Annotated in this window: 12 protein-coding genes; 4 read left to right on the forward strand and 8 right to left on the reverse strand. The window is 50.0% G+C overall.

The genetic code is table 11. The features are described 5' to 3' along the window. Window positions 1-7: 7 nt before the first annotated feature. Both ACXAFI_RS13625 and nhaA read right to left on the reverse strand, forming a co-directional pair. Window positions 8-1,378 (reverse strand): hypothetical protein, encoded by a 1,371-nt coding sequence (locus tag ACXAFI_RS13625; RefSeq protein WP_475109246.1) that lies wholly within the window; start codon window positions 1,376-1,378, stop codon window positions 8-10. Between the two features lie 97 nt (window positions 1,379-1,475). Further along, window positions 1,476-2,969, reverse strand: coding sequence for a Na+/H+ antiporter NhaA (gene nhaA, locus ACXAFI_RS13630; RefSeq protein ID WP_475109247.1), 1,494 nt, complete (start codon window positions 2,967-2,969; stop codon window positions 1,476-1,478). 126 nt (window positions 2,970-3,095) lie between these two features. Between nhaA and ACXAFI_RS13635 the strand changes: the two genes are divergently transcribed. Both ACXAFI_RS13635 and ACXAFI_RS13640 read left to right on the forward strand, forming a co-directional pair. Next, entirely contained in the window at window positions 3,096-3,860 is a 765-nt protein-coding gene (locus ACXAFI_RS13635) for a TlyA family RNA methyltransferase (RefSeq protein WP_475109248.1), read from the forward strand. Window positions 3,861-4,179: 319 nt separating this feature from the next. Then, on the forward strand, window positions 4,180-4,683 hold the full coding sequence (locus tag ACXAFI_RS13640; protein ID WP_475109249.1) for a thermonuclease family protein: 504 nt from the start codon (window positions 4,180-4,182) through the stop codon (window positions 4,681-4,683). Window positions 4,684-4,844: 161 nt separating this feature from the next. Here the strand turns inward: ACXAFI_RS13640 and ACXAFI_RS13645 are convergent, their stop codons facing one another. The 4 genes from ACXAFI_RS13645 to ACXAFI_RS13660 all read right to left on the reverse strand — a co-directional run bounded on the left by ACXAFI_RS13645 (window position 4,845) and on the right by ACXAFI_RS13660 (window position 8,197). Next, entirely contained in the window at window positions 4,845-6,236 is a 1,392-nt protein-coding gene (locus tag ACXAFI_RS13645) for an amidohydrolase family protein (RefSeq protein ID WP_475109250.1), read from the reverse strand. A 503-nt stretch (window positions 6,237-6,739) separates the two neighbouring features. Continuing rightward, window positions 6,740-7,135: a GNAT family N-acetyltransferase gene (locus ACXAFI_RS13650; protein WP_475109251.1), complete on the reverse strand. Its 396-nt coding sequence runs from the start codon at window positions 7,133-7,135 to the stop codon at window positions 6,740-6,742. Window positions 7,136-7,184: 49 nt separating this feature from the next. Beyond that, window positions 7,185-7,652, reverse strand: coding sequence for an OsmC family protein (locus tag ACXAFI_RS13655; protein ID WP_475109252.1), 468 nt, complete (start codon window positions 7,650-7,652; stop codon window positions 7,185-7,187). 200 nt (window positions 7,653-7,852) lie between these two features. Beyond that, window positions 7,853-8,197, reverse strand: coding sequence for a 4a-hydroxytetrahydrobiopterin dehydratase (locus tag ACXAFI_RS13660; protein WP_226645974.1), 345 nt, complete (start codon window positions 8,195-8,197; stop codon window positions 7,853-7,855). Between the two features lie 264 nt (window positions 8,198-8,461). Here ACXAFI_RS13660 and ACXAFI_RS13665 point away from each other — a divergent pair, with 264 nt between their 5' ends. Beyond that, complete coding sequence (locus tag ACXAFI_RS13665) at window positions 8,462-10,285, forward strand: DUF885 domain-containing protein (protein ID WP_475109253.1); 1,824 nt, start codon at window positions 8,462-8,464, stop codon at window positions 10,283-10,285. A 133-nt stretch (window positions 10,286-10,418) separates the two neighbouring features. Here ACXAFI_RS13665 and ACXAFI_RS13670 read toward each other — a convergent pair whose 3' ends face one another. Further along, window positions 10,419-11,927, reverse strand: coding sequence for a fumarate hydratase (locus ACXAFI_RS13670; RefSeq protein WP_475109254.1), 1,509 nt, complete (start codon window positions 11,925-11,927; stop codon window positions 10,419-10,421). Window positions 11,928-12,092: 165 nt separating this feature from the next. Next, complete coding sequence (locus ACXAFI_RS13675; RefSeq protein WP_475109255.1) at window positions 12,093-12,848, reverse strand: hypothetical protein; 756 nt, start codon at window positions 12,846-12,848, stop codon at window positions 12,093-12,095. Window positions 12,849-13,178: 330 nt separating this feature from the next. Here ACXAFI_RS13675 and ACXAFI_RS13680 point away from each other — a divergent pair, with 330 nt between their 5' ends. After that, the gene (locus tag ACXAFI_RS13680) at window positions 13,179-13,760 is read left to right on the forward strand and encodes a superoxide dismutase (protein WP_152452292.1); all 582 of its coding nucleotides are present in this window, start codon (window positions 13,179-13,181) and stop codon (window positions 13,758-13,760) included. Window positions 13,761-13,954: the final 194 nt, after the last annotated feature.

The following is a 13,954-nucleotide window of genomic DNA, read 5'->3' on the forward strand; positions in this document are numbered from 1 at the left end:
TTGGGTCCTACCAATCCAGCGAGGAGGGTAAGCGCGGCGAAGATAACAGCTTAGCGAAGCGCTGCCAGCGCTCTTCTGCGCTGTTGGTATCCCGCTCCACATAATCCGCCACCAACTTCTTGCCCCAGTTGTAATTAATCACATAGGCACCGTAGGCATCGACAAAATCTTTGCGCTGTTTTGCCTTAGCAGGGCTCATCAGTGTGTATTTTTCAAATAGTGCCGCCACTTGATCAGCGGAAATTTCACCATCGATATACTGGCGCGCAATTTCATTGCCGGCAAAACTGAGCTTATCCACCAGAGCCATCACCCGGTCATATTTCTGCGCACTTTGCGGATCCAGTCCGGCGAGGGGATAAAGCACTTCCATCTCGAAGCGGGTTTTTTCCTCTCCGGGGAAGGCCAAATCAATACCGTAGTTGGCACTGCCCTCAGCGATCAAAGACTGGGGGCTGAACAGCGGGTATACGCTGTATTCCACCCAGCCGCGCTCTTTAACCAAAGTCTGCTCCAACAGAGCGTTATAAGTGTGATGGCCCGGGTAGCCCTCATGGCAGCCCAGGTCGATAGCGCGATCAATGGTGATTGGCAAACCGCGATTCACCTGTATCAGGCTATGCGCCCCCCCTTGATACCAGTTGTAACCGCTCCAGGGTTTGTCACTGACATACTCCAGGGCAAAATTTTCATCCTGCGGCAACGGGATATACTGCTTGGTACGCAGGCGACACTCTGCAATCGCCGCATCAAAAACCCTCTGGAGTTTATCCGCAGGAATTTCATACTGCTGGCGAAACGCCTGCACTCGCGCACTCAGAGACTCCTCTCCGGGCAACAGTTCATTCAACTCCTGCAACAGCGGGTCGAAACTGGAGAAATCCTGCCTGGGGGGCTCGGTGTCATAGAGCTCGCGGGTTTCTTTGGCAAAGTTGCGCTCGCTTTCGCCAGCAAGGCTGCGGGCGTGTGCCACTAGTGCGGCCAGCTGAGTTCGCAGGTAGTGCAGGCGCAGACCGTCAGGGGAACCATCCGCCGCGCCCTCCCCGGGTAGCTGAGCGATCAGGGCGCTACCGCGTTTGGCAATATCCGCCGGGCTGGCCTGGCTCTGCTCCGCCTGCGCTCGCCACTGCGCCGGGCCATAATAGGCATCGACATAACTCTTGTCGTGATTACCCAATTCCAGCACCAGGGCAACATAGTCCCTGGCCACAGTGTCCATCGCCATATCCCCTTTCCCTTTATCTGCGGCCGATACCGCCTCGACACCTGTCGCTTTCTGCAACTTGGCCTCCTGGGATGATTTGCCCTCACAGGCTGCAAGGAATAATGGTGCGGCCAGTATAGGTAGCAGACGCGCCGCCTTTACCACTCGTTTCATTATTGTTTCTCTTAGAATTGATTTCTTCATTTACCGGGCTGACAACTTAGGGAAACCAGGCCCCTCCCAAAATGGTGGAGCCTGCCGGGTAAGAGCCTCAGCTCTGGCGACCGGGGTTCTCCTGGGTGGCGTTACCTCCCTTCTCAGTGCTCTCCGGCTGGTCCCCGCTTTCCTCCCCTTGCTCGACATCCTCATCATCTGCCTGGGCATCAAACTCCTCAGAAATCGGTGCAGCGCGCAGTACCAGGAAGCCAGCGATACCGGCAATTACGGAGGCAATCAAAATGCCCGCCTTGGCCTGAATCAGCAGGTCACCCTGACCACTAAAGGCCAGCTCGGAGATAAAGATCGACATGGTAAAACCGATACCGCCGAGCAGTGCCACACCGACAATGTGCTGGAAGCTGGCCAGCTTGGGCAACTTGCCCAAGCCCAATTTCCAACCGATCCAGGTGGCGCCCACAATCCCAATGAGTTTACCGAACACCAGGCCAGCGATAACCCCGAGGGTCACGGGATTGAACACTGCAGCGGAGCTGGTAAAGCTGTCGAAGGGAATTCCCGCATTGGCCAGGGCAAAGATCGGGATTACCAGGAAGCCCACGGGAATGTGCAGGCGGGTTTCCATGCGCTGCAAGGGAGATTGCGCCAGGTTTACACCATTGCCTAACGCCATAACCCGCGCGCGCAGGGCATCGTTGGCAATAATTTTGTCACCGGGGCGAAAACAGCGGTCGAAACTGCGGATGATATCTTTTACAAAAGTACTAAAGGCCACCGGATCGTATTTAGGTTTTGCCGGCAGCGCCATGGCGGTAATGACACCCGCGATGGTGGCATGTACCCCAGCCAGATAAAACTCATACCACAACAGAATTCCCACGAACACATAAGCGGGGGAGTTGCGCACACCTGCGGCCTTAAGCAACCACATAATCACGATCAGGCAACCCGCAGCGATAAGCGCCGCCACATTGACCTGTTCGGTATACCAGATGGCTATTACCAGGATGGCGCCCAGGTCGTCCACAATCGCCAGCGCAACCAGAAAAGTTACCACGGCACGGGGTACCCGGTTGCCCAGTAACGCAATACAACCCACAGCAAAAGCGATATCCGTCGCCATGGGAATACCCCAGCCACGTTCCGCCTCGCCACCGGCATTAAAAGCCGCATATATCAATGCCGGCACCACCATGCCGCCGATAGCCGCCATCACCGGGAGAACCGCCTGACGTAAATCGGACAACTCCCCCACCATAAATTCGCGTTTTAATTCCAATCCCACCAGGAAAAAGAAGATCGCCATCAGGCCATCATTAATCCAATGGTGCAGAGATAAAGAAAACTCCCAATCCCCTGCATTTAAGCTAATGGGCATATGTAGTAGGTGCTTATAGGCATCTTCCAGAGGGGAATTTGCGATAATCAACGCCGCCAGTGCGGAGAGCATGAGTAAAATGCCACTGCTGCTTTGTCGATGGATAAACTCTTCGAAAGGTGTCACCAGGCGCCCAAATGCCTCTTCTAAAGGCGCCTCAAAAACCTTTCCTTTGCGAATCTTGAACTTGTTCAGAACGCTTTTTGCCATCGACAAACATCCTCTTTCCTAAAGATTAGCCCTACTAGATGCGGGGCCACACTTCTACCTATGGGAGCCAGAGGTTAGCATGGCCACTGTATTCTTAACCATATTGACAGGACCCAGTAGCAAAACATGACCCGATTGGACCAACTGCTTGTACAGAGAAAACTCGCCAATTCCCGCACCCATGCCAAGAAGCTGGTCGATGCCGGCCGGGTCATGCTATCGGAAGGCGGCCCCATGGAACCGGCGCGCAAAGCCAGCCAGTCTGTCAGAGAGGACTGCAGCCTGGAGGTCACAGCACTGCCCGAAGACCAATATGTTTCCCGCGCCGGCCTAAAACTCGCCGCAATTCTCGACCAAACGGGTCTAAACCCTCATGGCTGGCACGCCCTGGATGTGGGTTGCTCTACCGGTGGCTTTAGTGACTGTCTGTTACAGAGAGGCGCTACTTCCGTAGTGGGGGTGGATGTTGGGCGGGACCAACTTGCTCAGAAATTACTGGACGATCCACGCATACACCTGTTTGAGGGAGTTAATGCACGCCATTTAGAAGCATCACACCTTTCTCCCTACGCAGATAATGGCTTTGATGCCATCGTTATGGATGTCTCCTTTATTTCCCAAACACTGATACTCCCGCAACTACCAGCCCTACTGAAACCCAAAGGGCATTTGTTAACCCTGGTAAAGCCACAGTTTGAAGTGGGACCTGAGGGCATTGGTAAAGGAGGGTTGGTGCGTGACGAAAAGCTCTATCCCCAGGTACGAGAAAAGATTACAGCTTTATGCGATGAACTTGGCCTTGAGGTGAAAGGATATATTGATAGCCCGATTAAAGGTGGGGACGGTAACCGGGAGTTTTTACTCTGGGCTGTCCGGAAAAACAATCATTGAGAACACAGAGAAATCAAGAGAGCAATCCATATAATCCAGGTTTTCATTACCGGGCTCTACACCTAGCTCCACACCTAGTTCTACACCTAGCTCTACTTTCTCTAAATTTGGACACACCGCTGGGCTCTTAAACAGAAGGGCCCAGATAATCAATGAAACAAATAGAGACATAAACACCTTACATAGTAAAAAGTTATCTATTTAAAGCTTTCATCCTTTTCTTAATAAAAAAGAATTTTTTCTATCACAAACGCTCAATAAGCACGTCATAACCGGTCCTTATCCTGCGCACATCCAATAACAACCAGGATAAGACCTAATGAAAAGACTACTTATGTTGTGTGCATTCTCTACCCCATTACAAGCCGCGCCACTCACCAATTTTCAGATCATAGATGGCGATACAGTTCACGGTTATATTGGAAGTGAGTACACAGAGATACGCCTACAATGTATTGATGCACCGGAAACCTATCCTAGCACTCAATCCCATGGGCCAGAATCCACTCAAACATTGATCGACTTATTGTCATATGGCCCAGTAAATTTCCAATCAACAGGGAGGGACCAATATGGCAGGGAAACAGGCTATCTTTTCGTCAACGGCTATAACATCAACCAGGAAATGGTTGCACGGGGAGCCGCCTGGAATTACGCCTACTACTGCGGAAACAAGTTTAAACTTGAGCAGGATATTGCCTACTACTCTAATCTAGGGCTTTGGAAGGATTCTGACGCAAAGGATCCCTATTGCTTCCGCAAAAATCTGGATCGAGATTTCTGCTACTACAACCCAGAAAATAAATTCTTTATGGATGATTAAAAACTATACTTTCGGAACATGAATTTTTACCCACTAAGTAAACAGTTCCCATATAGCCCAGAATGAAAAATTATTAGAACTACGAACCTAGCCTATAACTTACACCATGCAGGAGTATATGGGGCTGTTTGCTGATGTTTTCTGAGGTAACTCCTTGGGTTTTATCTTTGGGAAGTTGGGTATGACTCTATTGCCTGTCCACCCTTTTTATAGAGAACTCCTCCTTTCATAACTAATGAAACATCGGAAAGAAGGTTGATATGCCTCAATACATCTCCCCTTACTGCGATGATATCGGCAAACTTTCCCTTAGAAATTGTCCCTGATTGGTCCGAAACCCCCATCATTACTGCAGGCCAGTAGGTAGCTGCTCGAATTGCATCCATAGCGGAAAAATTCATCTCTTCAACCAAAACAGCTAATTCGTTCCAAGTGCTTTGGCAATGAAATTTTGTTGGGATACCACTATCTGTCCCCACAAGAAACACCACACCAGCATCTTTAAGTTGAGAGATTTTCTTTTTCAAAGTCGGTTTACGTAAGGGAGTTAACTGCATGTACTGCAATTGCCCGGGGTTTCTTAATGACTGTTTAATATCGTTAATAGTGTCGGGTTTTAGTCCTTTGTGCCAGCATGTATCATCCAGCCTTTCCGGGTTATCCACAGTGTTGCTATAGTTCCAGAGGCCTTCTACGGTTGGGGTCCAGAAAAGCGGGCCTCCTGCAACGCGGCCCTTAGCAGTGCGCTCTTTTAATAACTGAATGATATCTTCAGGGTACTCTGGTGCTGTTGTCAGCCCTGTATGTTCAAAGTTATCGACACCTATGGCCAGCCCTCTGCGGATCTCATCTGGGCGGTGCGAATGAGCTACGACTTTTAAACCATGCTTATGGGCCTCATCCACGACCGTTTGAGCAACTTCTATAGTCATCTTGTCATGGTCAATCAGCTTAATTATATCGACACCAGCTGTTGCCAGTAAATTTACTTTCTTTTTTGCTTCGGGGACACTAGAGACTGACCAGCGAAAAGCTTCAGTTCCAGGATAAACTTCATGCTGAATAAATGGACCAGAAACAAATAGCCTTGGCCCAGCAATTTCACCAGAAATAATTTTGCGCTTTATCTCTAAAGATTCTTCTAGCGGAGCACCCAGATCACGAGCACTAGTAACTCCGGCTAGCAGTAATTGTACTGCACTAGCAGGCATTATTTCATTCGTTAGGCGATGTAGGTAGTGCTTATCCCAATGCACATAATCAGAGTGGCCACTAAGCATTAGGTGGGCATGATTTTCCCAAAGCCCGGGTAAGACATCCATCCCCTCAGTAGAAATAATTTGATACCCGTCGGGGATAGGGAGCGTTTCAACCGTGCCAACCTCCTCAATTTTGTCGCCCCGAATTAAAATCACACTGTTTGCCATTGGCCGATAACCAAAACCATCAATTAGCCGCCCCCCCACAAGTGCACTTCTCGTCTCTGCCTGAATTGACATACTGACTAGCAACAAAATGCCAAGAAAAGCTGTTTTTACTATTTTTTTTATCATTACAATTTCCTTCTATTAGCTGGCACAATGATAATTCAAGTCAACAAAATAAGAGCGAAAGGAAACCCTTCTACTTAACTAATAGTGCGCAATATACATTGCCTTCATAGGCATACCCAATAGCGAAACCATCCTGCCTTAAGTTAAAGGCCACCTTATATTCATCTTGGCTTTTGAATCTAAGCAACCAAGTATGAGCCGAGTTAACTCAATCTTGAGAGTTATCCATATTAGTTTCCTATTATGAATCCTGAAAGTCTCAAAAATAGCTACCAGATCAATTAATAACTGATCATCTGCATCAGAAAAAATATCAACATTCAGGGTAACTCAATAAAACGAGTCAATCGTACGATCAAACCCAAACAACCTACAAGTAATTATACAACCTGGGTCACCATAAGCCATCAGCTATTATCAAAGTAATCAACTCCTAGCTACAGCAGTACTCTCCAGAGTAAATAGAAAGCCAATTTGGTAACTACCGGCAATATTTATAAAAGCTACTTAATCAGGTGCATACCCTCTGTATTTGGGCTACTCAATTCAAAGCCAAATTTTTTATATAATTCAGGGACATCAGCCATGAGGGTAATATAAGCAGAAGGAAGCGCCTCACGATCCAAGTAAGACATAATGTGTTCTCTCACAATCCTTCCCAACCCCTGACCTTGATAAGTTGGGTCGACCGCGACATCCACAATTTCAAAGTTTAGGGCTCCATCGCCAACTACCCGCCCCATGGCAATAGTGGTTGAGCGGGTTTGAATGTGAATCCCATAGAGGCTGTTTGGTAACCCCTTCTCTGCTGCCTCCCTACTTCTTTGGGAGAGCCCACTAATCTGTCTGAGGCGAAGAAAATCCTCAACTGAAGCCACCGTTTCAATAACTTTAAACATACTGCTGTCTATATGAGTAATTATGGAACCTACTCACCTCAATGAGTAGCTATACCTCCCGAATCTCAGTAACCACTACCGTTTTTACCGAGTTAGCAATAAAGCACTGCTTATGGGAAAGGTGATGGATTTTTTCTAACTGCTCCCGGTTGGGTTTTTTATCGCCGGAGAAGCGTACCAAGGGTCTCAGGGTGACTTTAGTCATGGCCAGTTTGCCCTTTTCAGTCGTGGCCATCACCCCTATCGCTTCATCTCGGTATTCGTCAATTACGTAGCCGCGTTTAGCTGCGATTGCGAGGAAGAACAGCATATGACAGCTAGAAAGCGACGCCACGAAGGCTTCTTCTGGGTCGAGATTTTCCGGGTGTGAGTAAGGGATTGGGACAATGTGGGGGGAGGAAGAGGCAGGGACAGATAAACCGCCATCAAATTGCCAAGTATGGGCACGACTATATTGATTATCGGTAAAAATCTGGTCGTCGCGTTGCCAGACTACCGTGGAGGTGTACTCAGACAATATCCATCTCCTTCTATCCAGGGTACACAATTTCAACTTTCGATATTTAACGGCTCCAGAATAACTTTCCGCTCAGGCCTATGGGGGTAAAGTATTGGCTATGAGTAGAGCGGTAAGGACTCTCTCTCAACCAACACCAGTTTAGGAGCCAACCTGGCAAGCAAAAAATTGGGGCGCTAGATACGCCCCGGGGGTTCTGCCTATTCGGCATCCACTTGTTGGTCAGTACGCGCTGCCATAATGAAGTCGTTCTTATGTAGTCCCTTAGCCTCATGGCTCCACCAGGTGACGGTTACCTTCCCCCACTCTGTGAGCAGTGCCGGGTGGTGTCCCACTTCTTCGGCAATGGCGCCAACGCGGTTAGTGAACGCCAGCGCCTGCTTGAAGTTGCGGAACTTAAATACCCGCTCCAGCTGCATAATGCCGTCGCGAGTCATTGGCGTCCAATCGGGGATTTGGCGCAACAGGCCCGGGAGCTCATCGTCACTGACGAGAGGGGCATCCGCGCGGCAGGCTTCACACTGTTGTTGGGCTAGCTCAGTCATGAATAAGTCCTCAAAACCTTGTTTATTATCGGTTATTTCGCGTGAAGGCCACTCTAACCGGGCCCCCTCAATGACACAAGCGCAGGCGGTAAAAACGCATTTTATACGGTTTTTTACCTGCCAATATGAAACAGTGTGCTAAATGCTTAGGGCTCGCTACGCTGTGGAAACATCCAGTGTCAGGCTGAACAATGAATGTTGGCAGATGTGATAGCTTCTTAAGAGCCGCATAAGTGATTACGGACCCCCAGGGTAAGGATCGCCATGAAAATCCTATTTACGATGTTGACTTTAATGTCATTCACTCTTGTTTGTGCCTGCGGCCCCCAGAGTACAGACAGAGAGCGCATAGTACCCCCACAAACTGAAACTATGAATGAAATGCGCGCCGAGACGGAACTGGCTTTTCAGCAACTGAGCCAACAGTTCATCAATGGCCTATGGAAACTCTTTCCTTCCTGGGCAGTTCGGGAGGGTTATTATGAAGCCGCCATACATATACAAGTGCCCGATAAAACCTATCGCGCCTACCTACTGGATTTTGCGCAAACTTATGAGCGTAAATTTGCCGCTCTGGATAGTAGCTTACTCAGCATCAATTCCCTCACGGATATGGCGCTCATTAAAAACTTCTTGCAACGCCTGCAGTGGGAATACACTTCTTTTAAATCCTATCAGTGGGACCCTTCTATTTATAACGTATCCCATCCCTTTTCTCTGATCCTTAATACTCAATATGCGCCACTAAAAAATCGACTACGCGCTTTCAACACACGTATGCGCCTAGTACCCGATTACTATGAGGCCGCCAAACAGGCAATACGCAGGCCCGCCGCGCCACAATTAGCGCTAGCCATTCAGCAAAATACTGGTGCCCTGGAGGTTTTCGGGGACAAGGTTGAGAAGCTGGTGAAAGACAGTCAAATGTTTGATGATGAAAAAGAAGTATTCAGATTACGCCTGCAAGCCTCCCGCGAAGCGATAAATGATTACATCAACTTTCTAAAAGACTTACAAACCAGGCTGGATAAATCTTCTGGATTTCGCGATTTCCGAATTGGAGAAAAGCTTTACGAGGAAAAATTCCGTTTTGACATTCAGATTGATGCCAGTGCCAGCGCGCTGTATCTGCGCGCCTTGGAAGAAAAAAACCAGATTCACAATAAAATGGCAGAACTCGCTGGGAAGCTTTGGCCTAAGCATTTTCCCGATACCGAGGCACCTACCGACCCGATGGAAAAAATCCGCAAACTAATCAATAAACTCTCACTTAACCATGCCAGCAAAGATACGTTCAAAGATGTGATAGAAAAGCAGATACCACAATTGGCAAACTTCGTGACGCAACACAATCTGCTCTATCTGGACAAAGAGAAGCCACTAATAGTACGCACCACCCCACCCTACCTACGCGGTTTTGCCGTTGCATCCATAAATGCTCCCGGCCCCTACGATAAAAATGCAAACACCTATTACAATGTATTACCCATTGAGGAATACAGCGATGAGCAGGCGAATAGCCTGCTGCGGGAATATAACCATTACACATTGCAAATACTGAATATCCACGAAGCCATCCCCGGCCACTACACACAATTGGTCTACGCCAACCAGTCCCCCAGCATTATTAAAACCATCCTCGGTAACAGTGCCATGATTGAGGGCTGGGCTGTCTATGCCGAGCGCATGATGCTGGATGCCGGGTATGGTGATTTCTCGCCTGAGCTTTGGCTGATGTACTACAAGTGGATTTTACGAGTGATCACCAACACCATATTGGATTACGGTGTACAGGTTAAGGGGATGACGGAAACTGAGGCAATGAATTTAATGATTGGTGGGGCTTTCCAGCAACAGGCGGAAGCCGAGGGAAAGTGGCGTAGAGCCACCCTCAGCCAGGTACAACTCACCAGCTATTTTGCTGGTTTTACCGATATCCTCGCCCTGCGCAAGGAGGTAAAAAAAAGGCTCGGGGATAAATTTGACTTAAAAGAATTCCACGAGAGCTTTTTAAGCTTCGGCAATGCACCAGTGCCTATTATTCGTGAACTTATGCTGGCCAAAATAGAAGAAAAGGGTGAGCTTTAACCCAACACCTAAGCAGCCCCAGTAAATAAAAGTGCAATGATAAAAGTGCGGTTATAAAAAAAGCCGATCACCAGGGGATCGGCTTTTTCAGCGGGCCAACCATTAAAGGTTGGTTAGATCGTTAACCTGCGCCTTAAACCACGCCTTCTTCGATCTTGGCTTTCCAGATCAGCGGCCCAGTCGTGTGTACAGACTCACCTTCACTATCCACTGCAACCGTTACCGGCATATCTTCTACGTCGAATTCGTAGATAGCTTCCATACCCAGTTCCGGGAATGCAATGACCTTGGAAGCCTTGATCGCCTGGGCGACCAAGTAGGCTGCGCCCCCCACGGCCATGAGGTAAACCGCCTTGTTATCGCGGATCGCTTCAATGGCCATAGGACCGCGCTCAGCTTTTCCGATCATGCCAAGCAGGCCGGTCTCTTCGAGCATAGTGCGGGTGAACTTATCCATGCGGGTGGCGGTGGTGGGACCAGCCGGGCCAACTACTTCGTCGCGCACCGGATCTACCGGGCCCACGTAGTAGATAAAGCGGCCAGTGAGGTCGACCGGCAGCTTCTCGCCCTTGGCGAGGATATCCACCATCTTTTTGTGCGCGGCATCACGACCGGTAAGCATTTTGCCATTGAGCAGCAGAGTTTCTCCTGGCTGCCAGCTGCGCACATCTTCAGCAGTCACGGTATCCAGGTTCACACGGCGGGTGTTACTGCCGGCTTCGCGGGTGATTTCCGGCCAATCTCCCAGCTTTGGTGGAGTCTGTTGTGCTGGGCCGCTGCCATCCAGGGTAAAGTGGGTGTGACGGGTGGCGGCACAGTTAGGGATAATCGCCACGGCCTTATTGGCGGCATGAGTGGGATAATCCTTCACTTTCACGTCTAACACTGTGGTCAAGCCGCCGAGGCCCTGGGCACCGATGCCCAACTTGTTGACGGAATCGTAAAGCTCCAAGCGCAACTCTTCCGCACGGTTGGAGGCACCGCGCTCCTGCAGTTCCTGGATATCAATAGGATCGAGCAGGGATTCCTTGGCCAACAACATGGCTTTCTCGGCGGTACCGCCAATGCCAATACCCAACATGCCCGGCGGGCACCAGCCGGCGCCCATCTGAGGCACCATCTTCAGAACCCAATCCACTACGGAATCGGAAGGGTTGAGCATGGCAAACTTGGTTTTGGCTTCACTGCCACCACCTTTAGCTGCCACATAAACTTCCACCGTATCACCGGGAACAATTTCATAGTGAATCACTGCCGGGGTGTTATCACCGGTGTTCTTACGGGCACCATCCGGGTCGGCAAGAATAGAAGCGCGCAGCACATTGCTGGCATTTTGGTAGGCACGGCGCACACCTTCGTTCACCATGTCGGTAACGCTCATGTCCGCTTCCCAGCGAACATTCATGCCCACTTTCAGCTTCACGGTGACGATGCCGGTATCCTGGCAGATGGGGCGATGGCCCTCGGCACACATACGTGAATTGATCAGGATCTGGGCCATGGCGTCCTTGGCCGCCGGGTTGACCTCTTTCTCATAAGCCTTGTTCAGGGCCTGAATGAAGTCCTGTGGGTGGTAGTAAGAGATAAATTGCAGCGCGTCAGCAACGCTGTCGATCAGATCATCCTGGCGGATAGTGGTCATGGCCAACTCCGATTAACGTCTCAAGGCCGGCGATTCTACACGAAATGTAGGGTTATTGGCCTGTTATTGATATGGCTACTGATTTTACTCAGGGCCTAGATAGATTTTCCCAAGGCAATAAAAAAGGGCGAACCCAGGTTCGCCCTTTTTAGCCTTTTAAAAGGGTTACATAGAGGAAGCCGTTGGCTCGCTGGACTGTAAGGAGCGAATTGCATCGCGCAGCTGTACCAGATCCTTGTTCACCGAGCGGCGGTAGGCATCAATAGACTCCACGGCCTCTTCGTTGGCGCCGACACGCATAGTCAAGTCACTGCGTACAGAAGCCAGCTGACGCTCCAAGCTGGAGATTTTATCGGTCATTTCACGCTTGCTGGCAATACTGCCTTTGCGCAATTCCGCCAGGGCAGATTCCACCGAAGCGATCTTTTTCACGCTGGCATCCAGGCTGCCGAGCTTGCTGCTAAGAGAAGCCACCTGCTTCTTATTTGCATCGTTTGCGGCCTTGTTGGCGGCAATATTCTTGCGGTTGGTATCGTAAGCCACACCCCAGAGCTTGCGGATCTCAGAGGCATTTTCCTTGGCCTTGGCGTTCAACACCTCAACCGAAGCGGTGGACTCCTCATCGGAGAGACTGAAGCGCTTCTCCAACTCGGCAATCCGATTCTCGGCATCGGCGATGCGGTTCTCCGCATTGACCAGCTGGGTACGGCTTTCCTGCCACTGCTGATAAAGGAAGCCAGAAGCAGCTAGGCCGCCCATAGCCAGGACCAGGGCACAGAGGCCCAAGAAAGAGAAGCCACCACGGCGCTCCTCAACGATGACTTGTGGCTCCTGGGTCGACTCGGCGCGCTCAGGGGCGCTGGGCTCCAGTGTGGGTTCAATGGCGGCGCTGCCGTCCAATGTGGGCTCTCTGCGTTGCATGTATCAATACACCCGGTAACTAATCTGGTGGGTTCGGTACTGGTCAGTTCGGGATTGTCCCGCCCGGCACCGCTAAATTCACAACTTAGGGACAATCAAGCCGGGACAGATTCGTCGAATTCTGCGGCAGTTATACCAAAAATTGACGAAAAAGTAAGCGGCCACAAGTAAGAATAGACGACAGCAAAACAATGGTGACATCAAACACCACCCCTTGAGTTCGAGGAAAACGTCCCAAAATCCCCTATTCAACTGCGCCGGCTTAATTCTGGCATACGGCGCGTGTAGAATGCTCTCACCAATAACCCTAAACAAAGGAAGGAAGACCCCATGGCTTTCGAATTGCCCGAACTCCCCTACGCGATGAATGCCCTGGCCCCCCATATCTCTGAAGAGACTCTGGAGTACCATTACGGTAAACACCACAAGACCTACGTTGACAAGCTGAACGGCCTGCTGGAAGGCACTGCGGACGCCGACAAATCCCTGGAAGAAGTGATCAAATCCTCCTCCGGTGGCGTATTCAACAATGCCGCACAAGTATGGAACCACACTTTCTACTGGAACTGCCTGAGCCCCAACGGCGGTGGCGAAGCTACCGGTGCTATCGCAGAGGCTATCACTGCGGCATTCGGCAGCTTTGACAAGTTCAAAGAAGAGTTCACCACCAGCGCGGTAAACAATTTCGGCTCTGGCTGGACCTGGCTGGTGAAAAAAGCCGATGGCTCAGTAGCGATCGTAAACACCTCCAATGCGGCGACTCCGCTGACCGAAGAAGGCGTTACCCCGCTGATGACCTGTGACGTATGGGAACACGCTTACTACATCGATTACCGCAACCTGCGTCCTAAGTATATGGAAGCTTTCTGGGCGCTGGTGAACTGGGAATTTGTAAACCAGAACTTCGCCTAATCGCGGGATCACCTAAAAAGCGGGCTAAGCCCGCTTTTTTTCTTTTCAGTGGGTGAAAATCACTGCTGATGTGGCGCCAAAATACTACCCCTGGTCAAAGACCGCGCGAGTGCGCACAATACCCACTGAGTAGCGCTGTTAATAATGCGTTGTACGCAGTTTAGGACAGCCAAGAAAATCTAAAGAATGCCACC

Source organism: Microbulbifer sp. ABH2_005, from assembly GCF_056160005.1.